This window comes from Flavobacterium sp. UMI-01, from assembly GCF_019656315.1.
Taxonomy (GTDB): domain Bacteria; phylum Bacteroidota; class Bacteroidia; order Flavobacteriales; family Flavobacteriaceae; genus Flavobacterium.
Window position 1 is genome coordinate 66,677 of sequence record NZ_BPLU01000067.1, and the last position, 25,185, is coordinate 91,861.

Below are 25,185 nucleotides of genomic sequence, written 5' to 3' on the forward strand. Positions count from 1 at the left end.
AACTCATTTACAACCAAAAAAAGGCATAAAAAAAGAGCAGATTTACACTGCCCTTTTTTTATGCCTTTATTTCACCTCAAACAACTTAACCCTAACAAAGGATTGAATCAACACATTGTTTCCTTATTTGCCATAGCGATAAATTCTTCAACTTTTTCAACCATATTAACACTTCCTGCATAAAAAGGTACTCGTTCGTGTAAACTCGTAGGTTTAATTTCAAGTATTCTGGAATGTCCATTAGAGGCTTTGCCTCCAGCCTGCTCTATTATAAACGCCATGGGATTGCATTCGTACAAAAGTCTTAATTTTCCGTTGGTGGTTTTTGTACTGGTGGGATATAGATAAACGCCTCCTTTGAGCATGTTTCTATGGATATCTGAAACTAAACTACCTATATATCTTGAGGTATAGGGACGATTCCCTTCTTGCATTTGACAGTATTTAATATAATTCTTAACTCCTTGTGAAAAATGAACATAATTTCCTTCGTTTACAGAATATATAGACCCATCTACAGGAAATTTAATTTTGGGGTGAGACAAATAGAATGTCCCAATGGCTGGATTTAATGTAAAGCCATTTACCCCATGACCTGTTGTATATACAAGCATTGTAGATGTCCCATAGATGATATATCCCGCAGCAACTTGTCTCGTACCTGGTTGTAGAAAGTCTTCTAAGGTAACGGGGGTACCTCTTTTAGATATTCTTGCATAGACTGAAAATATAGTCCCTACTGATACATTCACATCAATATTTGAAGAACCATCCAATGGATCCATCAAAAGGACATATTTATTATTATTGGCCTTATCATTTCCTTGTACCGTGATAAAGTCATCATTTTCTTCCGAGACAATTCCGCAGACAATTTCTCTATTAATTAAAGTTTCAATAAATACTTCATTGGCATAAACATCTAGTTTTTGCTGGTCTTCTCCCTGAATATTTTTATCACCTACTCCTCCAATGATATCAATTAAACCCGCTTTTTTGACTTTATAACTCACTACTTTAGCGGCTAATTTCATAGAATTAAATATACGGGATAACTCTCCTGAGGAATTTTTAAATTCATATTGATTTTCAATTATAAATTCACCTAATGTTTTCTTTTGTGCTTCCATATCTAGTTTGATTTAAATTAAAATAAGCTTGTCTTTTCTTAGGCTAATAATAAATTCACAGGGTGTCATTTTTAAACTAATTTCATGAAACAACATTATTCCATTTTCCTCCTATTTATTGAAATTTATTTGATGATGGATTCGTTTTCTTAAAAAGACGATGCTACTCTTAGACCTTTATTCTTGTTTTTTTTGGAGATTCAAAATTCTTTAGTTTTTTAATTTTGTCATTTAATTTTAATATTCGACTCAATTGCTTCTGTTGAATAGTATATTTAGTATAATACCTATACCATGCTTTTCCAACAAAAAATGCTGTCAAAGAGACACCTGTGAGTAATCCAATTAAGTAATTAGTAATTTCCATAATTTCTATTTTTTAAATTTAAAAAGCATTTTCATCCCCCTTTAGGGTTACAATCACGGTTAGTAAACAAATTTTTATATCCATAATTAGACTCCATTCCTGTAAATACTTGATATCAGCCATTACCCTTCGTTTCATATCCGATACTTTTTTAGTTTCACCTCTAAGACCTGAAACCTGAGCTAAACCTGTAATTCCAGGTTTCACAAAATGACGTACCATAAAATTGTTGATGTGTCCATTGTAATCTGTAGTATGTTTTAACATGTGTGGACGTGGTCCTACAACACTCATTTTTCCCATAAAAACATTAAAAAACTGAGGCATTTCGTCTAAACTGGTGCGGCGTAAAAACTTACCTATGGGTGTCACTCTAGAATCGCCTCTCTTGGCTTGCTCTGTTTCGTCTCCCACATTTACATACATGCTTCGGAATTTATAACACCAAAAAGGTTCATTCTTTTTACCAGTTCGCATTTGTTTATACAAAACGGGGCCTGGACTTTGTCTTTTAATTAAAATTGCCATTAAAGGATACAGCCATGACAGGATGAATACAATAACCATTAAACTAAAAGTAAGGTCAAAGACTCTTTTTACCAATCTATTGTAAGCATTTTGTAACGGTTCAAATCGAGGTTTGATGACATGAAATTGTTCTAAATTACTGATATTGAAATGTTTCTTGGAAATCAAAGATAAATCTGGGATAAATTTCAATCGCATGCAATACTTATCACCCAGTTCAAAAAATATATTCAAATCAGTAATAAAATCCGGCTGTGCTACAATGTACAATTCATTGATATTGTCTTCTGATGCCTTATGTATGGCATTTATCAGTGCATGGCTGAATTCTTCTCTGGTGGTATAAATTTCAGATGAATTTTCATTAATAATCCCTACAAACTGAATAAAATAGGAATGATTCTCTAGATACGAGGCGAGTTCAATACTGGTTTTATTAAATCCCCAAATGGCGACATTAAACCGTCTGAACCATCTTTTGATTTTTAAAATGACAAGTGTAAACAAGACTCTTGACAGAAAAAAATAAGTGAGCAAAAAACTCAATTGAATCAGAAAAACTTTGCCACGCCCAAAACTTAAATTGTCATTATTGAAAATATAAATATAGCTGTACCACAAAATTTGTTGTGTGAAGAATGCACGCCAACTATTTGCGAAAAATACATCTAAATTAAATAGAACTCCTACTTGATACAATCTAAAATAGCTGATTGAAAACAACCACGTCAAAATGGTAATTGGAATTATTTTATTTAAAAACAATGCATTCCAAGCCATCTGCTCCTCTATTGCAAAATTCAAAAATATCATTGTACCAAGTACCATGGCAATTAAATCTCCGATAGCACAACAAATTATGAAAGTGAATTTATGTCTATTTCTCATTTCTTATCTATTAGAGTTAAACAACATTGAAAACATATAATATCCTAATCCTCCAATTAAACTTCCTATAGTCGCATAGAATACATCCATCAAATCTGGACTTCGACTCTGAATAAGAAATTGTCCTCCTTCAGCAACAAACGCGATAATTGTTGCTATCCCTATATTTTGAAAAAAACGGGCTTTTTGATTGTAATCCATTTCATAAATTCCCTTGTATTGTGAATACGCTTCTAGTAAAAAGCCTACCGCTAAAAAAGGAATAGCTGTACGTAAATTATAATATTCATTACTCCATTTTAGAAGCCATTGTGGCAAGTATGTATTATTTTCCAAACTAGGATCTGATTGCCATGAATAATAAAAAACGATTGCAATAGTAACAAGTAAAAGAAATAGAATAATTTTTTTTGACATCATTTTACTTATTAAGTTTAGTAAAAATCTTTTGTTTAGTATCGATTAATTTTAGCATCAAAATCAGGTTTTACGCTCCTTTTAGCCAAGATTTTTTTTTCTTTTTTTCAGTATATTGATACCCATAACTAGCGCCATAAGTAAAAGATTTTAACCCTTTCGAACTTACACTGTTGATAAGAACCCCTACATTTTTTAATTGGTCTTTTTTGATGAAATTATTGATTTGAGTTAAGGTTCTTTTATCCGTATAATTATACCGCAATACAAACAAAGTCACATCAGCCAGATGGCTAAAATTTAGGGTGTCAGAAACCAGTTGAACGGGAGCCGAATCTATAATGATAAAATCATAAAGTGGTTTGGCCTCATCAATTAGACTTTGAAAATTAGAATTACTCAATAATTGAGTGGGATTAGGAGAGATTTCTCCTGAGAAAATCGTGTCAAGATTATCCGAAAGATTTGGGTCTTTAACTAATAATTCTCTCCAATTATCTGCTTTATTAGACAGATAGTTCGTTAATCCCAATTCGTTTTTTTTGACGCTAAAAAATGAATCTAATTGAGGATTCCTTAAATCAGCACCAATTAATAACACTTTTTTATTAAGATTGCTGATAGTTGCCGCCATATGAAACGCGCAAAACGATTTTCCTTCACCTTGTATAGCAGAGGTAAACAAAAGTACATTTGCTGTATTCACATTTTTTCTAGGTAATAAAAAACCTAAATTAGAAAATAAGATTCGTGAGGCTTCCGCGAGAACTGTTCGTGAATTTGGCGAATTGTCTATTTTTTTATAATCATCAACTTTAGGTAATATTCCAAGAAAAGGGATGTGTGAGAATTCTTTAGCAATATCATCTTCACTATAAATTTTACTATCTAAAAGCAAACTTAGAAATATAATGCCCAAAGGAATCAACAAACCAAATAGAAATGCTCCCAGCATAAAGGATTTGGGTTGCGGAAAAATAGCCGAATAATTCGTTTGAGGAGGACTTACCGTTGTTAAATTAGAGGCTAAAATGGCACTGTTCAATATTGCTTCTTCTCTTTTTTGCAATAAATCCAAGTAAATTTCCTCTTTTAAATTAATGTTGGTATTAATATTTCCTAAATCTTTATCCTTAGTGGGAATACTTCTTGCCTCTATGTTTGCGGTATATTGTTCGGATTGATTTGCAGCATTACTTTTGTAAAGGGTATTTAAATAACCTTCTAAACTATTCAAAATGACTTGTTTTTGCATAGCAAGTTGGAGTTGCAAGCTAACATAAGTGGGATTGTTTTTTTGAGCTCGTTGTAAGATTAACTGACTCTCTAAAATACTCGCATTATACGCTGTAATCAACTGATTTACTGTAGGCATATCTAAATTATACCCTGTTCCTAAAGCTGAAGTACTAGGAGTTCTTTTGATATCATTAATGGCAAACTTAGTCAACTCAATTTGTCTTGCATTGAGCATCGAATTTTCCTTTTTAACGTTCTTTACATTCGTTTTATCAGCAATAAATTTATCTAAGACTAAGATGTCATTATTTTTCAAATACTTTTCCTTTACCCCTTGAATGGAATCCCTCTCTTTTAAAAAAACAGCTATTCGTTGATTTAAATAATCGATTTTACTTTTAACCATTTTTTGTTTATTAAACACAATATTTTTATCTAGTAAGGAAATAATTTCATCCAAAATTTTTCTAGAACGCACTGGATCTGTTCCTACATGAGTCAATCTTAAATGGGTATTTGTATCCTCAAAGGGTTGAACATTTAATACCGACTTTAAATGATTTACAGCAGTAGTAGTTGATTCAAGAGTCAGTACATACTCCTTTGATAAATAAGCCGCCACATTTTTCCTAGCCAAAGGGGTTAATTGAATTGTAAAAGGTAAGTCCTTGGCTGTGTTAACCGAATTATAGCCGTGAATTAAATAGGTTTTTGAAGTAAATGTATTAGTGATAAAGAATCCTTCATTAACTACTTTAACCTCGTATTTTACATCAGGTAAGGAATCATTGGGCAGGTTTGTATGAATTACAAACGGAATATCGTCTGACAATTTATGATGCAGAAAATGTTTTTCAAAATAATTAATATTCAAATTTAAATTATTAACTGCTTTCGATAATAAATCAGTAGAGGTTGCGAGTGCAATTTCGTCCTGTAAATCAATTTCTTTTTTCTTTTCATAATCCTTACTAAAAGGGCTTATTTTGGCGCTTTCTTCTTGTTTTTTATCGATGTTAATGACTGCTGCTGTTTGATAAGTCGTATCTGCTGTTTTTATAAAAACATAGGCTGCCCCCACACTTAATAGTAAACTAACTAAAATCCAAGGCCAATACTGGAAATACTTTAAAAATTCTTTCTTAAAATCCATATTCTTATTTTTTTTATTTAGATATCAATAAAATAATAGCAAGTAACGAAGCTATTACTCCTATAACTTGTAGCGGATCTTTGATCAATCCTCCACTATTTACTTTTAGTTTATTAGGCACCACAATGATGACATCATTTTGTCTTATTTGAAAATCGGGATTAGACATCCAAGCGGCCGTGGTTAAATCAATGTGATAAACCATCCGCTTTCCGTTTGTTTCTCTTAGTAACTGTATGTCTTTACGAATGGCAGAATAAGTTAAATCTCCCGCCATACCTATTGCATCTAATAAGCTTATTGATTCTTCTGTAAAGGGATAAACTCCTGGTGAACGCACTTCTCCCAGAATGGTAAACTTATTATTGAGAACCCGAACTTGTACCGTAGGGTTTACTAAATACCCTTCATCGATTAAGCGATTTTTAATAACACTTTCAATTTTTGAAGGAGACAAACCTACTACACTGATTTCATTAAGAATAGGCATTGTTATAGTACCCTCAGGTGTTACTAAATAACCTGACAATTCCATCATTTGAACAGATGAAGAACCAGCTCCTACATTTAAATTAAATGGTGCTGCTACTACTGGATTGAGATCACTTACATCAATTTTCAAGATATCATTTGGTTGTATTTTAGTCATTACAAAAGATAAATTCTTATTGGAATGAGCATCCATATCTTGCAAATACAACATATCTTTCTTAGTGGTACACGATTGTGTTACCAGTAAAAGCAAAAAAATTATTGAAGCAACGTTTTTTTTCATAATGGGTATAATTTAGATTGGTAAATGGGGTTGATGATGAAAGAATTAGTGAACCAAATATTGGCGTAAAGCATTCGTTTTTTTAAGAAATACCACTAAAAAAGCCGTTAGGCCGTGAAATTTGTAAATTTTATAATCTTCATATAAAACTTCAAAAACGCGTTTGATATTCGTACTCATACCTCCCATTCTCATTTTTACGATGTAGGTATTAATGTAACTCATCTTAATTTTATATTTATACAAATAGCGAAGTAAAAATTCGGTGTCTGATGCAATTTTAAAATCTAGATTGTAAAGACCGTATTGATCTATTATCGTTTTTTTTAAGTAAACGGTAGGATGAAGTGGCAACCACCCTGCTTTGATTTTTTGTAAACTAAAAGCTCCTCCTATTCGGTTTCTAATGAGTCGCTCCTCGGTATCATTCGAAACATAAATACCATCACCATACACACCGTCAATGTTTTTTTCAAAATTAAAACGCTTAACAATCGTACTAATTACTTTTTCATCATAAAACTCATCGTCAGAGTGCATTAAGCCAATAACATCTCCTGTTGCTAAATGCAATCCTTTATTAATGGCATCATACATACCTTTATCAGGCTCCGAAATATATTGACTTAACCTATCGCGGTACTTTTCGATGATTTTTTGGGTTCCATCTGTAGAATTCCCATCAATAATGATGTACTCGATATTTTGATAATTCTGATTCAAAACACTTTTAATTGCTTTTTCAATGGTCGAGCTTCGATTGTAACAAACGGTTATTATGGTAATTCTCATAAAAATTCATTTTAGAATTAAAAAAACGGCATCGAAATTAAAGTGCATTCAGCAATCTTCTCCTCCTTTTAAAATGGGCAGAAAACTTTCTAATGAAATGACAAGCAAAGCGTTTTTTGTAATTGGGTAAGTTTTAGAAAAAAACGCCCGTGAAAGGTTGTTTAGGTAGTGGAGCAGAAAATATTTTAGTACAATCGGCTTTTTTTTCTGGCAATTGATTGCAGTGGAAACACGTTTTATTTTTACGCTTTTAGTAGGTCATCAAAATAATTAATGGTAGTAATTAAGCCTTCACGCAATTGTGTTTGGGGTTGCCAACCATCAAGTTTTTCTTTTGCCAAAGAAATATCTGGTTGTCTTTGTTTGGGATCATCTTGCGGTAGTTCAAGATGAATAATTTTTGACTTAGATCCTGTTAACTCAATTATTGCATTTGCTAATTCAAGCATCGTAAATTCGTTAGGGTTTCCTAAGTTTACTGGACCTAAAAAGCTAGGTTCTGAAGCCATCATTCGTACCATACCTTCCACCAAATCATCTACATACTGAAACGAACGAGTTTGCAAACCATCTCCAAAAATAGTGATATCTTTTCCTTGAAGCGCTTGCACGATAAAATTTGAGACGACACGCCCATCAGCAGGATTCATATTAGGACCGTACGTATTAAAAATTCGGATGATTTTGATAGCTACTTTATTTTGATTATGATAATCCATAAATAAGGTCTCAGCACAACGTTTTCCTTCGTCATAACAAGAGCGAATTCCAATTGGGTTTACATGTCCCCAATAACTTTCTGTTTGTGGATGCACCAGAGGGTCACCATATACTTCACTAGTACTGGCTTGTAATACTTTGGCTCTTACTCTTTTTGCCAGTCCTAACACATTTATAGCTCCCATTACCGATGTTTTTACCGTTTTAATGGGATTGTATTGATAGTGAACTGGTGATGCTGGACAAGCCAAATTATAAATTTCATCCACCTCAGCATAATACGGTTCCGTAATATCATGTCGAACCAATTCAAAATAAGGATGATCTAATAGTTCGATAATATTGGATTTAGCCCCTGTAAAGTAATTGTCTAAGCAAATGATCTCATTTCCTTCGTTTAATAATCTTTTACACAAATGAGACCCTACAAATCCCGCTCCGCCAGTTATTAATATTTTTTTCATATCAATCTTATTTATTTTTTAATAATTGCACTTTTGTTTGAATTTGGAAAAAGTAATGTGATTTGTAACACGCTAAATAAAACCCCTCTTTGCCATCTAAAAAACCTAATTTTAAAACATAAGCTCCTAAAAAATAAACGATAGGAAGCAAACCCGTATTAAGTAGGTTGTATTTAATTTTTTGATTTAAGGATAAAAGGTAATTCTTTGATTGTTTTAGTTGTAAATAGCGTTGCGCTTCCCAAGAAGAATAAGCATTGTGTTTGGCTATATAATGGTCTAAATCTTTAAAATCTTTATGCACGACCTTGGCATGAATCACCCCTACTTTCCCTTCTATGATTGGATGTTCATGCACTTCCATATCTAGGTGGCTCCACATATCCTCTTCAACTTTTTCATAAGCCCCTTTTGATTTTCTAAAAAGAGCCGATTTTTGAAATCCATACCCATATTTCAATTTCTTACCCATGAAATAATTTTGAAACTGAATCGTAAAGCCATTATAAGTAGGGTCTTGTATTTTAATGGCAACTTCTTCAACAAAGGCTTTGGTAACAAATTCATCTGCATCCAAAAACAAAACCCATTCATGATGAAGCGTTGCGTTTTGTAAAGCCCAATTGCGTTTTTTAGGAAATTTACCATTCCATTTGAATTCTATTACTTCGGCACCCATGCTTAAAGCAATGTTTTGGGTACCATCAGTACTTCCTGAATCCACGACAATAATCTGGGCAAACTGCATTAGTTTTTCTAGGCAAGAAGGCAAATTTAAAGCCTCATTTTTTACAGAAACAATAACCGTTACGGGTATTTTATTCATAATTTCTCACTTTTAAATTTCTTGCTGGGTTTCCACCAACGATTGTATTTTTTTCCACATTTTTTACAACTACTGCACAAGCAGCAACCACAGCATGATTTTCAATAATGACTCCAGGCCCTATAAAAGCATTAGCAGCGACCCAAACTCCATTCCCAATTGTGATTGGTTTGAGAAGAAGCGGAAAATCTTTTTGGTTGTAATCATGGGTCGAAGCACACAAATACGTTTTTTGAGAAATTATGGTATTCGCTCCAATAGTTATTTTTCCTTGGTTGTAGCAATCTACATGAGGTCCTAAGGTGGAATTGTAAGCGATTTGTAAATTCCATGGAGCCCAAATTTTTGCAGAAGCATAAATGTTGCTAGTCCATTCAATTTTAGCTCCAAAACATTTTAAAACAAAAACGCGCCATTTTATAAAAAATCGGGAAGCAAAGGGTCTAAACAAAATGATGTAACATACATTCCAAACTAATCTTGAAATTTTGTTTTTCAAACTAAATGAATGACTGTAAGTAGCTAAATCCAAAGAACGATTACGTTTAAATTAATAAATTGGTATAAATTGCTGATTTCTGGGACACTTCTGCCTTTGAAAAAATCCATTATTAAAAGTTGAGTGAATAGGATTAAATCCAAAAATTGGGCGCTATTTTCCTAAACGTGGCTCTGATTGTATTCATTAAGGTATTTTTCAAAGAGCCATAATTTTTATTAGAATGTGCCCCAATACCTATGGGGTTTAGATTAAAAGGAAAACGTAAGAGTGCATGTTGAACTTTCTCGTATAATAATTCAACCAATAACGTTTCAAAAAGCGAATGAGTTAAATCCTTCATCTTCCCTTTTTGATTGAATATATATTTTTGGTAAAAATCCACTCGGCAAATAAATACGGTAGTCAAAATATGTTTGTTTTGCAACCCAAAAAAATTGTAAATCCTACTATCCGCCACAAATAAATAATGGGGAATCGTAACCAATATCAACTTTGAGAGTTCAGGAAAATACAACCTACCGGTCACTTTTATAAAATAATCCTCAGTACTTGCAAAAGGATATTTCTCAAATACATAATCCAGGAGTTCTAATTCGGAATAGCCATAATGGAATCCCTCAGGTGCTGGTGTTTCTTCTTTTTGGATTAAATGGTATTTTCTATTGTAACTATTTTCAAGTTCAAAAATTTGCTTAATTTCAGTTAAATCATAACCTGAATTTTCGGCAAATATGATTTCAGTGATGTTAGCGTCTTTGTGATGCAACCAGAATTTTAATGCCTTCTTATAGTCTTCTAATCTAGTTTTAACATCATTTCTTTCAATACTGTTTTTAAACTGTTTAGGCGCTATAGATGCTGTTAAAAGCAAAATCATATTTTTATTTCCAGTTGCACTGTTTTTCATCTTTCTTTTGTTCCTTTTTTTGGCCGCCTGAACGTGCTTTACAATGTCGTTCATCAATCATTTTACAACAATTGCAACACCCCAATCTTACAAAAGTCACCCCCTTATTATTTATGTAAGTATCTTTTGGTATAATTGTAAAAGCTGATTTGTAGTCACCTTGATTTCGTATTTTTCAGCCACTAATTGCCTTCCTCTTTCCCCCATAATTTGTAACTGTTCAGCAGGGGTGTTAATTGCTTTTGCGATGGTTTTTTCTAAATTGGCAACCGATAGTGGAATCCACCAACCGCATTGGTATGTTTCTAAATCATTCCAAGGTGTGCCTTGAGTGGTTATAACAGGAATGCCCAAAGCCAAAGCTTCGGCCACTACAATTCCAAAATTTTCACTATGTGTAGGCAATACCATCACATCAGCCGATTTTAAAAATTTCCATTTGGCTTCCCCATATTTAGCACCTACAAAATGTACATTTTTTATTCCTAAGGCACTTTCATTCAGTTGGGCAACATACTTATCCTCCCCATTGCCTGCAATTTCTAACAACCATCCATTTGTATTGCATTTGCTCCAAGCTTCTAACAATAATTCAATTCCTTTTTTTGGATGAATGCGAGAAATAAATACCATTTTTCGGCTTCCATATTGTGTTTTGGTTTCCAATACTTCTTGCAAATCGATACCATTTGGAATGATAGAAATCGGATTTTTAAAACCTAATGTTTGAATATTATCGGCTTCCATTTGAGCAGTAGCATGTAGGTACTGTGATTGCATAAGGGCTTTTCGCTGGTATAAAAACAAGGCTATTTTTTTTTTAACGGGATTGTTTTTCATAATCCAAGGCTCCAGCATGCCGTGTGGTGAAACAATAACTTTAATTCCCAAGTTTTGAGCTGCTTTTTGAAAAGCCCAGTTTTGAGGGTTCCAAACTCCATTGATATGCACCAAATTAGGTTTTTCTTTTTTTAAAAAAAGGGAAAACTCCTTAGTGTTAAAAAACCACCTTACAATTTTGGTATTAAAAAAATGGACTCTTACCCCTTTAATTTCTACAGGATGAGGGGAAAAACCAGTAGCAATTATTAATTCTACATGATTTTTTAATGCTGAACTCAATAAACGCATGTACTCAGCAGTGCCTCCTTCTGATTTATCAATATGAGCAATAAAGTGAATGACTTTCATGTGTAGTTTTTTTTAGAAGAAAAGGAACTTAATAAGCTTCATTAAAATGTAAGACTAATTCCTTTATTCAACGGAATGAATCATTTTATAAACAGTTTCAATTGCATTCAAGGAATATTCCGAGGAGAACATATTGGAGTGTTGCAATGATTTTTCTATCGCTTTTTTTCTATCAGCAGCTTGTAAGGAAACCACTTTTTCCAGTACCGTTGCTGCCTCTTTTTTCCATTGTCCGAGTGATGCTTTATCATTGGGCATGGGTTCAATGTAATAAGCGGCTGTACCCCCTACTTCATTCATAGGCGCTTTATTGACCGTTATGACGGGACAACCCGAGGCCATAGCCTCAATTATTGGCCATCCAAAACCTTCATCTAGAGAAGGAAACAACAAACATTTAGCTCCTGAATAGGCACTATTAATGTATTCATCTGACACATCAGAAATGAAATAAATATCGTTATTGAATGCTGATTTTTCCCGTTGGATCAGTAATTCGTCCGAAGGCTTTTCTCCTATTAAAAGCAAAGGAATTTTTGTATGGTAATTTGCTCTCCACGTATTGTAAATCTCCATTACCCCTTTTCTGTTTTTATAATACATATTGCCTCCAATATGCATGATATATCCTTGTGTTAGACTTAATCTCAATTTAGTTTCTACTAATTTAATCGACTGACTTTCTGATAAGTAATAAAAAGGACGGCTTAAACCATTATAACAAACCGAAGAACTTTCGATATTTCCTTGATGAAATTGCTGTAAATCTTGTTCTGTTTTTTTCGAAATCGAAATAAAGTTTTTGCCTTTTGAAAATCCTTTTCGAATATAATTTTGATACTGTTTTCCTGTGAAGGATGTTGGATTTTCTGGAATCATTCCTAAAGCGGATTTTAGAGCCAAAAAATCATGACAATGCACGATGTGTTTTCTGTTTTTTACCAGTGGAACCCATGGCCCTAAAGCTTGATCGGCAAAAACAAAAAGCGTGTCTTTTGAACATTTTTTTAGTTTAAATTTTACTTCAATAGGAAACAAAACATACTGATCAATATAACCCATCCATTTTTTTAAAGAGGACACCAAAGGGATTTTATAAAACCGAGCTTTGGGACTCCAAATGACTACTTGATGCCCTTTATCTTCCATTCCCTTTTGCAACATACTAGCGTAGCGTGGCATGCTTTGATGCGCTAAAAAAGTAGGATGTGTAAACAGTATAATTTTCATCTAATCTGTTTCTAATTTGATATTAAGGCTTGCTATTAATAAACCCGAAGCGATAATCGAAGCGCCCAAAATGCTGGGTTGCGCCCACTGTCCTTGCGTAATCAAGAATAAAGCTGTCCCACAAAATGTGAGGGGTAATAATTTTAAGTTACTTGGTAATCGTATGGATTGAACAAACAACGAACAGGCAAAAAACAATCGTAAAACAATGAGTCCTCCTCCTAAAACAATTCCTTGTTCACCACTCAAACGGCCCAACTCCCCCTCGGATATTAAAAATTTTGTACTCCCACTTAACATCTGTGCCCCTGCATTTGTACCCATTCCTAGTTTACCAGCAAATAAAGGCTCGTTTAACAAACTCACTATGGGTTGTGTAAATCCTTCAATGGTTCGCATGACAATCGACCCTCCTTCCTGACCACTGGCAGTATCCACTCGATTCATAAAAACCTCTGTACCCAAACTGAAAATTGTGGTCGTTTTTTGTAATACAATAACTAAAATAAAAATAACCGTAATCGTAAGTAGTAATCGCATTATGGATTTGGCACTGGTAGAAGAACCTAAGAATGCAAAAAAACCAACTAAAAATACACCCAAAACAGCTGTTCTACTTACAGTTAAAGGAATCGCTATCAACAATGCTATTGTACTCGAAATAAGCAATGCCTTGGAACATGGCTCATTTGACAACCAAAAATAAAAGATATATACCGACACCAAAATATAAAAAGCCGATAAACCCGATATAAATGAAAACGTTCCAGAAGGACGAAAATACCCCATGGCGCCATCAAAACCAGCACTTCCTTCTCCTCCTATACCCACATTAATATAAGCTGTTTGTGGACTGATGAATTGAAAATAGATAATCAAAGTCATCAGAATAATAAGAGCTAACATGACACGTCCAAGTTTAAGAATATCTTCTTTATTCAATACTTCCCCCATAATAAAAATCAAAGGAAAATGAAGTAACATTATTCGTGCACCATAAAGTCCCACAAATAGATTCCCATGCCCGAAGGTTAGTGTAATGGCCAGTCCTAATAAGGTAAAAATACCTCCCAACACTACATAGGTATTTATGAATTTTATATTAACATAAAGTGCTCTTGCAATAATGTAAATAGCAATAGGGTCACGTACAATTAATAAGGGAGTTGCTAGGCCAGGCAAAATCCATTTGCGTAAAGCTCCTTCAAAAATCCAAAGTAAAAAATACAACCAAATAGCAATTTTTAAAGAATTGTTCGTGGAATTTTTCACTTTTTTATTTACTACCTCCATGAATATCTGTTATTTATAAAATCTTTGATGATAAAATAGTGTCAGCCATTTCTTGTGCATATACGGACCAAGGTCGGGTTTGTGCTTTGCGTTGGGCGGCAAGCCCATATTGTTGTACTACTTGGGGGGCTTCCAGTATTTTTTCCAAGACTTCTTTAATTGCTGATGCGGAACCCGCTGGTACAATCCATCCATCTTCTTCCTCGGTAATCAAATCAGGCCCTGCGGTTCGCTCAGTGGTTATGACAGGAATCCCTTGCGACATGGCCTCAGTTATTACCAAACCAAAACCTTCAAAAAGAGAGGGGAAGACAAAAACATCATGTTCGCGCATACAAGCTAAAACTTGATGATGTGGTAAAGTAGGAATCCAATGGTGTTGCTCTAAAGCTTGATTCAATGCACTACAATTAGCTACTGATTTATGCCCCACGACAGTCAGTTCTACTTGCTCTCGCAATCCAGCAACTGCTTCAAACAAATAGGAGATTCCTTTACGCTGCGACAAGCCCCCCACAAATAAAATTTTGAGTTTTCGGCCTTCGAGTGAGCGGTATTCTTTTTTGAAATTTACCTCTGGAAAACCATAGGGAATTACTTTTATTTCGGCTAGCTTTCCGGAATAGGCTGTCAAAGTTTGTTTTGTAAAACTACTCGCCACATAAATCACATCAGCTAATGCTAACTCCTGATCTTTTTTCTGCAATTTTGCTACAGAATCATTAAAACCTGTTAAGGTGCTAGCCCATTCAGGATTGAGTTCAAATTCCTTTTGCATTAATAAACGTGCCATTCTCCAATATCCTATGGGCAAATCGTAAATGCATTTTATGCCCAATTGTTTTGCTTTGGTAAAAGTGGCAAACGCACCATCTTCGTAAGCATACACGCCAGTCACACCTTCCTTTTTTGCTTTTGCTAATGTAGTTGCTACCCAATGATCGTGTTTTTGATATACCCGATCGATACAAAAGAATCCTTTTTCATGTCTCGTTAAGGGCTCTAATTGTAATTTTGATGCTATTAAACGTCCAAACTCAAAAAATGAATTTACTTCCGTAAATTTTTGCCATCTTTTATCCAAACGTCTTCGTTTTAAATCTTTTAGTTTAGGATTAACCCCTAACTTGTACAATACTTGCCCCTTAAAAATAGCTACACAAGTATATAATTTATATAAAATTTTATTTTTAAATAAACCTTGAATCAATGCTTTTGCATTTGCATTTAATGTAGGATGTGAAAATACGATCATTTTAACCAGGCGTTATTTGTTGCAAGAAATTCACAAGGATTGTAATTCAATGACTCCGTTCTCTTTTTATTTATTTCTTTTGCAGGATTGCCCGTGACAATGGCGTATTCGTTTACATCTTTACTAACCACTGCTCCTGCTCCTACTACTGCCCCTTTACCAATCTTTACTCCTGGTAAAAGAATAGCATTTGTAGCAATCCAGGCATAATCTCCAATAGTGATAGGCGCTTTTTTATGACGCCATAAGGGGTCTGAAACATCGTGAGAGGCACTCAAGATGACTACCCCATCATTGATACATACATTATTTCCAATCGTTACTTTATCATGCAAAGCAATTTCGACCCTACCTAACGTACTAAAATCGCCAATGACTAAATTGTCCTTTTTTCCATTAATGACTACTAAGCCTATCTCAGCCGTGGGCGCTATAGTTGCTCCTTTACGGATTAAAGCAGTTCTTCTCCTATTGCTTTTGAGTAACTCTGGAAAAGTCAATAAACGCTTGGCCCAACTCTTGAAAAAAGGGGCACTAAACCCTCTCGATTGAAGTCGGTTTTGCCATAAATAGTTTAAACTTGCCATACAACCTCCCCTTGATTTAATCCCAATAAAAATTGATGGGCTATGCTTGCTATCTGATTCTCGTTTGAGCTTATAAACTTTTTATCCATCAACGTTTTTATCGATTCTTGGTTTTTATACTGTATTAAATTCAAAAAATTTTCTTGTTTAAACCCTTTTACATCCCAGTCTCTGGCTACACATATCGCTGGTAATTCGTGATCAAACATGGCCGCTAAACTTCCGCTTTTTTGATTTAAAATATAAGGAGTGGTTGAAATTCCATAGTGACAACTTGATAACATGCGGCTTATTTCTTCATCATTGACAAATCCAGTCTCTTCATAATCGATGGAGTGCGCTTCTAATTGCTCTTTCCATTTTGCTATCTCCGCTCCGCAACTTCCTATGAATATAAACTTCAATTCTTTTTTCTCTTTCAAACCTAATACAACCTGCTTTAAATCAGTAATAAATCTTTGAATTGGTGCTCCGTAGTGAATACTTCCAAAAAGACAAAATCGCAATTCGGAATCCTTTGATGCAAGCGCTATATTTGATGTTTCATTTTTAATAATGTTACTAAACAAAGGCAGAAGCGTTATTTTATATCCCTGAGCAGCTATTTGGTACTGATACAAATCAATTTGGGTATTGAGTATTTTTTTTTCTACTGCATCTAAAATTTTTAGAACTAATTGTTTTTGCAAAACCCCAATACATTTATTTTTCAAAGAAACATTGGAATCCATTCCAATCCATAATTCATGGAACATAATATGCCACTGATGATTTCCTTTTATCTTTTTTAAAAAAGAGGGCAACCAAAAAGGCAATCCTTTGGGATGAAAACTATAAGGAACATATTGCAACGAAATCCAATCGGGTTTAAAATCATTTAAAATAGTGTGTAACCAAGTTAATCTTTGGCTAGGAGTACTCGCTTTCGGAATTCTATTTGCTATTATAGTCACTCCCTCAACCTCTTGGTTTTCTTTACTAAAAGTGGTAGCATGATGATCCCATAAAGAAGCCATTTGAGTAACAACACCTTGACGCAATAAGGCTCCACACAACCTACGACTGTAATCGCCTACCCCATCACGACCAGGCTCTAGAGAACCACATATAAAAAATATTTTCATGAATTGTTATTCTTTTAGTTGCTTCGAAGCACTCTTTAAAACACTCCTAACAAATTCATTAGCCTATGATTCTACCCAAAATAGAAGCTGCTTTGATGTTGCTTTTTTTGAGCCTCAATTGCGATTTTGTATAAATTTCAATAGGATTTTGGCAATAGTTAAAAAACAATTTAGCAGCCATGCTGGGTTTATGTCCGTTAATTACCATTTGTTTGATGAAATTATTTTTCCAAGGTTTTACACTTTCAACGGCATGAGCCATCAAATAAACAGGATCCGTAAAACCCATTCCTTCGGTTCCAATGATACTAAAAGTAAGGTCTGACGAGACGGTCATGCTGGCATTCAATAAATCTTGATCTCCCTTAAAAGCACGAAAACCGTCTTTTTCAAAAAGAGATAAATCTCCTTTATTGGCTTTGTATTTTTCAGTGAAGGCTATCCATCTGTTTAGCAATATAAAACTGTCTTTGTGGATGCCTATAAAACCACTATTTACATAGTAATTCAACTCACATTTTTGATTATTATCGGCCAGTTTTTGCCACTCTTTGCGCCACGGATGGTTGTGATGAACCATAGGAAAACAATTATCCAAACAAACTGCCACTCCTATATTTGTCCATGAGGAAATAAAATGCCAAGGTGCAGTGACTACAATATCAGGATCAAAATAATAGATGTTCGATACCTGAGGATGTTCTTGGATTACCTTTTTCATGAAAGAAGGCTTATAATACCCAAAATGCATATCAATATCTAACAACATAAAAACAACTGAAATTCCATCGCCAACTATATAACCTTTGGCTGTTTTTTGCAATTGATTGACCCATGAAGGCAAACTTCCTCGATAACCAATACAAATTTTTCCTTTAAAAGAGGATTGCACTAAAGAGTTTACTAAAGCGGCTACTCCTTTATCGTAATGACCTTCAAATAACGTTGTAACTATATCCATTCTACATTTGATTGTTTTGTCTTGTCGTGCAAGGCGAATAATTTTGTGTTTATAAAACTATCTCTTTTGTTATTTTTTACTTTAACAGTAGTTTTAAAACTGCCTATATTAGTGTAAAGCTCTTGTATTAAATCTAAAATTTGATACTCACTTCTTTGAAGAATGTTTCTATGATAAAAAATTCTAAGGTAAGCTGATAGAATGTTTTTGATTTTCCTTAGCGTTATATACCGATAATCATTTTTGATATTAATGGGGTTTGTTTTATCTAAATCATACCCAATCAATAAAGGACTGGAAAGCCCAAAACCCAAAAACAATTTTTTATAATAATTAATCTCTGTACGATTTTTGGGAATGTAATGGTAAAACTGTAATCTTTTGTACCACAACACCTCATAACCTATCATACGTAACGCTAAGCACAACTCATGATCTTCACTGCTGGCTAGTGAGGCTCCTATTCGACCAGTCGCTTGAAATTCAAATTGATAATTCTGTATCAATTCCAAAAAAGCTTTTTTGTTAACAATCATTCCAGCACCATAAACCACTTTTCGCGTATGGGTAATATTGCCTTCTTCAACATATTGTGCACCTACTGCCAATGTATGGTATTGATTTTCCCAAAAATATGGAGGTTCTTGTCCTTCAAAAACAGGTGTCCCATAACCCCCAATCACTCCAACATTGGAATGGGCAGCAATAATCGCCAATGCATCCTGCAAATAACTTTTGACCAACCAATTATCATCGTCACAAAACAACAAAAAGTCAAAAGAAGCATGGTTAATCCCACACATTCGAGCTGCTGACAAACCCGGTTTAACTTCTTTAATAATCTTAAAAAAGGGACTGTTTTCCGTTTTATTCTTTTCTAACAAATCACTAGCTACTGCTGCGGTATCATCTGTTGAGGCATTATCAATTATCAATATTTCCCATTGATTTGGCGCGATACCTACTTGATTGAGTAAGTGTTCAATAGTTGGTTTTAACCTTTCAACACTATTATAACAGCAAACAATTACACTGATTCCCTTCATAATTTGTTGATTTTGTATTTAAGTTTTTTAAACTGAAAATTCAAATTACGTAGGAACGGAAGTGTCTTAAGCTCCCAAGAATTCCCTTTTGAATCTATCCATTGGTCAATTTCAAAATAATCCTTTGATAAATTATACAACGCTTTACCATCGGTTACATACTCATCATACGATTCCGTAATCGTAACGGCATGGGCAAGTTCCTTTCTTTTTTTTGCAGAAAAGAAAATTTTATTAAATGGAATGCTGTTCCATGAAGCCTGTAATTGGTTCCAATCACTCACTTCCCTATCGCAACCTTTAATGAACCAAGTAGAAGTATCTTTGGGCATGCGATTTAAGCGTCTGTTCCATTTGGAGCGGGCTTGAGTTTCATCAGTATAATGCAAAAAATGAATTTCGACATCACCAAGTAACGCAATGGGATATTGCTCTTTTTTATACAATTCTTTATAATCCTGAAACGCTGTTTCTTTTACAAAAACCAATTCAGTTGCCAGATAAGCTTGTAGATTATTTGCCATCTTCACAAAATGGGAAGGCGGAATAAACAAACCTACAAATGGCGTATTATAAGCTATTTTACGCTCGATGTAAATCTCAGCTCCCCAACAATCATTCGAAATAATACAAAAATCAGTATTCATAAATAGCATTAAATTTTATAGAACCTACCGATGAATTTAGCCACCTTGATGCTAATCTTTTTTTTCTTGATTTCCCAAGGAGAATTAGACAAAATGGGATAATTCACATTCTTGAAATAAGCCACATCTAAGTCTCTGGGTGGTTTTCCTTCCATTGCCCAAGCCAAATAATTGTTCAACCAAGGTTTTTTGCCTCCTAAAGCGTGGTACATCATTATTTGTCCAGAAACAAACCCCATTCCTTCCTTACCTATGTGACTCACAACGCCTTTATACGCTTCAATTGTTGCATTTAGCGCATCTTGATCCGACTTATCAAAATATTGAAAACCTATCATGGGAGCGATGGTAGTATCACGACCTTCTTTGGAAAAAATAGAATTCATCAACCCGCCTATGGCATCCCCCATTCCTTCTTGTAATTGAACCCACAAATTCAAAAACGCAATATCTTTTTTAACAAGCCCTACGAAACCCCCGTTAACATACATTTGGTTGACGAATTGCAACTTGATACCGTATTTTTCGAAGTAGTTTCGCCAACTTATTCTGCGAGGATGAAATTCTGGCAAGGGCGAATTGATGTCTTCGGATACTGCCACACCATATTGAGCCCATTGTTCAAAACAAGCCCAAGGCTCAACTACGACAATATCGGGATCAAAGAAGAATAAAGCTTCTGCTTCTTTTGCTACTCCATGCCATAATTCCAACATAAAATCCGGCTTGTAATTGGTCAGACTATAATGCGTGGTGAGTGGTAAGAAAACAAGCTCTAATCCCTCAATAGGCTTTAACCGAACGGCTTCCTCCCATTTTTCTAGTCGTTCTTTTTTTCCTTTTAAAATCCAAGAAGGTAACGCCCCTCTATAGCCTGCGAATATTGTCCCTCGAAACCCCTGATTGTACAGTGAATTAGAAAGTGTAGCAACTCCGTAGTGATAATGCCCTTCAAATAAGGTACAAATTGCTGAATTCATGCAGTAAATTTTAGAATACGATTTAAATAGTTTTTGACACGCTTTCTTTGATTTTTATAATAGGTTATCCCCAACATGTCTGCCAATTGTATTGTAAATAGCCGTTCCATCCTTTTTTTATTGGTTTGATCCGAAAACATCAAATCATCAATAGGCTCCGTACCTATACGCCCTCTACCTGAATAATGCAGATGACTGATAGGCGTATTTGAAGGCGTATTAGAAGGTGGTTCAGGAGAGGGTTCAGGAGATTCCGTTTTTGATTGATCTGACTTAATTGAAAACCAGGTTTTATGAGAAGCTGTATCCTGAATATAGCCTCCTTGTATGGCGTGAATTAAATCCAAACTATTGGCATAATCTCCAGACCACGAACTCAACCAATTGTGCGGTGGTTTGCATAAATTGAGGAGTTTCCAATCTCCTATTAATGTGGCAACATGCAATAAAGATTGGTCATGTTTCTTAGGGATTTCAGGATGTTCTTTAAACCATTCAATAGCAGCATTCATATCTGCAATCATATTAGGATTCTTTTTTACCACAATATGTCCGGCTGTGATAGCAGTACTGAGACTACCTTCACCAAAAAGCGATTCAATTTTATCAGGTTGCAAATAATTGTAAATACCTTGAGTGGTATATTCTTCATCCGCATGAACTAAATCATATTCTTCAGTAAATTCAAATAGTCGTTCCCAATTCATTAGGGCTACAATATCATTATCAGCATAGATGAATTCGTCCCAATCAGAAAACCAACCCAAGAAACGGTATAAGAACCCCTTAGGACAATCGGTCAATACGCTTCCTAAATTTGTAATAAAAGCTTTGGCTTCACTTGAAAACTCATCAACCGTTAAAAATTCGACTTCACTGAGAACAAATTCAGAGTTAATTTTTTCTCCTCCAAAATGTACCAACCTAATGGGAAGCTTACAACCACTTTTTCTAATCGAAAAAATTAAATTTTCACAATACCATTGGCTTTTTAAATTAGCTACTAAAACAATTCCTTTTTTCATTCTTTAAATTTTTATAAACTTAGATGCCATTTGTATTTTTTTTGCCACATTTTATGTCTAACTGGCCCCGTATAATGACGAACCGCCATTTGTTTGGGGGTAAATAAATAAGAAAAATCAAATTGATCGCCTGCATCCAAAACAAACGTTTTAGGAGGTAAAGGCATAAAACTATTGTCTTTTAATAATTGATGATAAATGGTTTGCTCGCTGAAATATTCATAACTAAAATCATAGATTTTTAAAATTTCAAGTGCCTTTTCCAAATGCTGAAAAGGGACATTGGCGAAAATAAAACCAGAGTTTACTTGATATACTTGTTCGGAGTATATGGCTTTGTATCGGCTATCCAAACAACCCCAGTTGGTATCAGGCATAAACCATCCTGTTGCTTGAGGCCTCTCCGTTAGGAATAATTCTACAACCTTTGCCTGCTCATAAAATAGAATATCTGAATCTATAAAAAGTGTTGGATTTTCAATCGTATGGTTTAAATAGTAAAACAACTTTTTGCCTAGCGGAAATTTTTTGGCATAATCAATCAAATATTCCTCGTAGTCTTCTAACGCTTCTTTACATAAGCCTTTTAAGGTTTTAATAGTGTTCCATGGTATCCCTTTTTTGACCTTCAAAAAATCAAAATGATCTTCCAGTTGTGCTATTTGTGCTGCGGTATGTGATCCATCGGAATAAAGAGTCCACTTAATCGGAATTCCTACGTATCGAACAAAAGACAAAATGGATAATAGTTGCTCTTGGTAATCATTACAGGAAGAAAAACTAGCTACTTCCATTGGAATGCGTTTCTTTTGATTGATTTTTATTAGCAAAATGGGTAAATTTTGACTCACTTCATTTGCAAATTTTTTTCGATGCCACTTGCTGATCTCCGTAGTTAGTTTTTTAGTGAAACCGCCTTGCCCTGGTATTTTTTTCATGATTGTTTTTCTTAATTGTCGGTAAGTGGAAATGAAAACCGATTCTTTAACCATCCAAAATTGTTGAATAATGGTTTCCAAAACTTATTTTTTAGCCAGATATCGAAAATATAATTGATTGGAATACAAAGTAAAATTGCGAAACAAACAAAAAGATAAGCCTCCCGAATCCCAATATGATAGCCTATAAAATATAAGGGAATGTGAAATAAATACAGGGGATACGAAAGTTCGCCTAAGTAATTAAACCACTCTTTGATAGACTTGCTTAATTTTATTTTAGCAAACAAGAAGCTAATTACCATTCCTGTAGTGAGCAAGAACCAAATAAATGTGAATTTTTCGATGACTACTTCCCTTAAAAAATTATAATAAATACCGGCCGTCCCTATTAAGATTAAAGGAATAACTCCATAAAATTGTTTTTTGACCGCTACAAGGTATCCAATGATAAATGGCCATGCATATATAAGGTGTTTTACTCCATACAGCTCTAATGCAAATAGTTGCGTATGAGCCACATAGCAAACCACAGAAAGTAATGCAATCAAATAAACAAATGGTAACCGCAGTTTATAAATAAATGGCAAAATGAGATATAGAAAAAACTCTACGCTAATTGACCAAAGAGGACTGTTATATGTAAGTGATATACTTGCAATCCCTTGCAATAATAAAAAATTACTGATGCTAGTTAAATTTCCCGTTGCGATGAAAGTAGTGTCTTTGACGGTATAAGGACTTCCTAGATAAAATTGTAAAAAAACAGTTAATAACACTGCCATAAAATACAAAGGATAGATTCGTAAAAAACGTCTTTTTAAGAATCCCTCTTTGCTTTTCATGATTGATACACCAACAGAAATACCTGAAATCATTAAAAAAACCATTACAGCTCCTTTTCCTCCAAATTCACGAATGATAGCAAATACACTATTTGTGTTTACAAACCGATCTAAATGTCCAAAGCTTATCATTACGATAAATGCTAATAAAAAACGTGTTATCGCTAATAAAGCCCATGTAGAACTTGTAAATGTTGCTTCAGAGTAAAAATATTTTTTCATCACAGATTGATTTAGCTGTTCAAAACTTAAGCTACTTTTTTAAATATCAAACATTTAACAAACAGCTTCACTTCTTCATTTCGATGTATCTGGGTTTTCCAATTCCATTTTGACATAAGATACTTAACATATAAAATAGGACTATAACGGAAGTAATTGTTAAAATACCTATTCATCACGTTTACTTCTAATTGTGATAAATAGCGTTGAAATGCCTTGGGTTCAAAAAAACCAGCAGCATTGGATTGACTTAATTTTTTTTGTAATTTTTTAAAAATCACCAATTCATTATAATCAACACATTGCGTGTTTCTATAGTATTTTTCCAAAAATTGGTACTCTTCTGGAGTTATCGTAATATCCAAATGGTTCAATAATTCAAACTTTAACTGGATGTCGATTTTCATTTGTTCTTCCGCTCTTTTAGCCGAAACTTGATTCGCATAAACGCGATATTCCACTAATATTTCGGGTAAAATATAGAGCTTCCCTAAGAACAACAACTTAATCCACATGGCATAATCTTCAGCAGGTTCTTTGGTTTTGTCGTATATGATATCATGAGCATCTAAAGTTGCCTTGCGCATCATTATAGAAGAATGACAAATGCAATTCCCTTCTAAAAAGGCTAATTTGATTGCATCGTGTTCTTCAGGAGAACTAAAATAAACTTCCCTACCAATTACTTTGAAAGCCGTAGCACATAATACCGTTTCTGGATGGGACTCTAAATAACTAACTTGTTTGAAAAAACGTTCGGGCATACAAATATCATCCCCATCCATCCTAGCTATATACTCGCCTCTTGCTATTTTAAGTCCGTGATTCAAACTATTAGTATAGCCCGTATTAATTGGTTTTTCAATCAATTGAATTCGAGAATCGTTATAACTTTTTACAATTGAGACGGTAGCATCCTTAGACGCATCGTCAATTATTAAAAGCTCAAAATCAGTGTACGTTTGGTTCAAAATACTTTCGATAGCCTCCCCTACATACAGTTCACAATTGTACACGGGCATCAAAACAGTAATTTTGGGAGAAGATTTGACAGCTAGATTCATTTGAAATACTATTTTATAATGTTTACGTTATTGTTTGATATAATCAGGTCTGGTTGAGAATTATTTTAG

24 protein-coding genes are annotated in these 25,185 nt (G+C 34.1%); all 24 read right to left on the reverse strand.

Going from position 1 to position 25,185, the window contains the following annotated elements; genetic code table 11:
- Positions 1 to 107: 107 nt before the first annotated feature.
- The gene (gene fbp / locus K5R64_RS14260) at positions 108 to 1,130 is read right to left on the reverse strand and encodes a class 1 fructose-bisphosphatase (RefSeq protein WP_220764377.1); all 1,023 of its coding nucleotides are present in this window, start codon (positions 1,128 to 1,130) and stop codon (positions 108 to 110) included.
- Between the two features lie 385 nt (positions 1,131 to 1,515).
- Entirely contained in the window at positions 1,516 to 2,913 is a 1,398-nt protein-coding gene (locus K5R64_RS14265) for an exopolysaccharide biosynthesis polyprenyl glycosylphosphotransferase (RefSeq protein ID WP_220764378.1), read from the reverse strand.
- A 3-nt stretch (positions 2,914 to 2,916) separates the two neighbouring features.
- Positions 2,917 to 3,333 carry a VanZ family protein gene (locus tag K5R64_RS14270; RefSeq protein WP_220764379.1) on the reverse strand — a complete coding sequence of 139 codons (417 nt, stop codon included), beginning with the start codon at positions 3,331 to 3,333 and terminating at the stop codon, positions 2,917 to 2,919.
- Positions 3,334 to 3,400: 67 nt separating this feature from the next.
- Positions 3,401 to 5,722: an exopolysaccharide transport family protein gene (locus tag K5R64_RS14275; protein WP_220764380.1), complete on the reverse strand. Its 2,322-nt coding sequence runs from the start codon at positions 5,720 to 5,722 to the stop codon at positions 3,401 to 3,403.
- A gap of 13 nt (positions 5,723 to 5,735) precedes the next feature.
- A complete protein-coding gene (locus K5R64_RS14280) occupies positions 5,736 to 6,497 on the reverse strand; it encodes a polysaccharide biosynthesis/export family protein (RefSeq protein WP_220764381.1) in 762 nt (253 codons plus the stop codon).
- 45 nt (positions 6,498 to 6,542) lie between these two features.
- A complete protein-coding gene (locus K5R64_RS14285) occupies positions 6,543 to 7,289 on the reverse strand; it encodes a glycosyltransferase family 2 protein (protein WP_220764382.1) in 747 nt (248 codons plus the stop codon).
- Between the two features lie 242 nt (positions 7,290 to 7,531).
- Complete coding sequence (locus K5R64_RS14290; protein ID WP_220764384.1) at positions 7,532 to 8,473, reverse strand: UDP-glucuronic acid decarboxylase family protein; 942 nt, start codon at positions 8,471 to 8,473, stop codon at positions 7,532 to 7,534.
- Positions 8,474 to 8,480: 7 nt separating this feature from the next.
- Positions 8,481 to 9,299 carry a glycosyltransferase family 2 protein gene (locus K5R64_RS14295; protein WP_220764386.1) on the reverse strand — a complete coding sequence of 273 codons (819 nt, stop codon included), beginning with the start codon at positions 9,297 to 9,299 and terminating at the stop codon, positions 8,481 to 8,483.
- Positions 9,292 to 9,831 (reverse strand): putative colanic acid biosynthesis acetyltransferase, encoded by a 540-nt coding sequence (locus K5R64_RS14300; protein ID WP_220764388.1) that lies wholly within the window; start codon positions 9,829 to 9,831, stop codon positions 9,292 to 9,294. The genes K5R64_RS14295 and K5R64_RS14300 overlap by 8 nt, the downstream gene beginning before the upstream one ends.
- 100 nt (positions 9,832 to 9,931) lie before the next feature.
- A complete protein-coding gene (locus K5R64_RS14305) occupies positions 9,932 to 10,708 on the reverse strand; it encodes a hypothetical protein (RefSeq protein ID WP_220764390.1) in 777 nt (258 codons plus the stop codon).
- A 111-nt stretch (positions 10,709 to 10,819) separates the two neighbouring features.
- The gene (locus K5R64_RS14310; protein ID WP_220764392.1) at positions 10,820 to 11,899 is read right to left on the reverse strand and encodes a glycosyltransferase; all 1,080 of its coding nucleotides are present in this window, start codon (positions 11,897 to 11,899) and stop codon (positions 10,820 to 10,822) included.
- A gap of 63 nt (positions 11,900 to 11,962) precedes the next feature.
- A complete protein-coding gene (locus K5R64_RS14315) occupies positions 11,963 to 13,129 on the reverse strand; it encodes a glycosyltransferase (RefSeq protein ID WP_220764394.1) in 1,167 nt (388 codons plus the stop codon).
- Positions 13,130 to 14,422: a hypothetical protein gene (locus tag K5R64_RS14320; protein ID WP_220764396.1), complete on the reverse strand. Its 1,293-nt coding sequence runs from the start codon at positions 14,420 to 14,422 to the stop codon at positions 13,130 to 13,132. It lies immediately after the preceding gene.
- 13 nt (positions 14,423 to 14,435) lie between these two features.
- The gene (locus tag K5R64_RS14325; protein ID WP_220764397.1) at positions 14,436 to 15,677 is read right to left on the reverse strand and encodes a glycosyltransferase family 4 protein; all 1,242 of its coding nucleotides are present in this window, start codon (positions 15,675 to 15,677) and stop codon (positions 14,436 to 14,438) included.
- Positions 15,674 to 16,264: an acyltransferase gene (locus K5R64_RS14330; protein WP_220764398.1), complete on the reverse strand. Its 591-nt coding sequence runs from the start codon at positions 16,262 to 16,264 to the stop codon at positions 15,674 to 15,676. The genes K5R64_RS14325 and K5R64_RS14330 overlap by 4 nt, the downstream gene beginning before the upstream one ends.
- On the reverse strand, positions 16,252 to 17,388 hold the full coding sequence (locus K5R64_RS14335) for a glycosyltransferase (protein ID WP_220764399.1): 1,137 nt from the start codon (positions 17,386 to 17,388) through the stop codon (positions 16,252 to 16,254). The genes K5R64_RS14330 and K5R64_RS14335 overlap by 13 nt, the downstream gene beginning before the upstream one ends.
- A 58-nt stretch (positions 17,389 to 17,446) precedes the next feature.
- On the reverse strand, positions 17,447 to 18,349 hold the full coding sequence (locus K5R64_RS14340; RefSeq protein ID WP_220764400.1) for a glycosyltransferase: 903 nt from the start codon (positions 18,347 to 18,349) through the stop codon (positions 17,447 to 17,449).
- Complete coding sequence (locus K5R64_RS14345; RefSeq protein ID WP_220764401.1) at positions 18,340 to 19,395, reverse strand: glycosyltransferase; 1,056 nt, start codon at positions 19,393 to 19,395, stop codon at positions 18,340 to 18,342. The genes K5R64_RS14340 and K5R64_RS14345 overlap by 10 nt, the downstream gene beginning before the upstream one ends.
- Positions 19,392 to 20,042: a DUF1919 domain-containing protein gene (locus K5R64_RS14350; protein ID WP_220764402.1), complete on the reverse strand. Its 651-nt coding sequence runs from the start codon at positions 20,040 to 20,042 to the stop codon at positions 19,392 to 19,394. Before K5R64_RS14350 ends, K5R64_RS14345 begins: the two co-directional genes overlap by 4 nt.
- An 8-nt stretch (positions 20,043 to 20,050) precedes the next feature.
- Positions 20,051 to 21,022, reverse strand: coding sequence for a hypothetical protein (locus K5R64_RS14355; protein WP_220764403.1), 972 nt, complete (start codon positions 21,020 to 21,022; stop codon positions 20,051 to 20,053).
- The gene (locus K5R64_RS14360) at positions 21,019 to 22,047 is read right to left on the reverse strand and encodes an alpha-1,3-mannosyltransferase family protein (protein WP_220764405.1); all 1,029 of its coding nucleotides are present in this window, start codon (positions 22,045 to 22,047) and stop codon (positions 21,019 to 21,021) included. The genes K5R64_RS14355 and K5R64_RS14360 overlap by 4 nt, the downstream gene beginning before the upstream one ends.
- Positions 22,048 to 22,058: 11 nt before the next feature.
- Positions 22,059 to 22,985, reverse strand: coding sequence for a hypothetical protein (locus tag K5R64_RS14365; protein ID WP_220764407.1), 927 nt, complete (start codon positions 22,983 to 22,985; stop codon positions 22,059 to 22,061).
- Between the two features lie 11 nt (positions 22,986 to 22,996).
- Entirely contained in the window at positions 22,997 to 24,052 is a 1,056-nt protein-coding gene (locus K5R64_RS14370) for an acyltransferase (RefSeq protein ID WP_220764409.1), read from the reverse strand.
- A gap of 26 nt (positions 24,053 to 24,078) precedes the next feature.
- Entirely contained in the window at positions 24,079 to 25,116 is a 1,038-nt protein-coding gene (locus K5R64_RS14375) for a glycosyltransferase family 2 protein (RefSeq protein WP_220764411.1), read from the reverse strand.
- Positions 25,117 to 25,185: the final 69 nt, after the last annotated feature.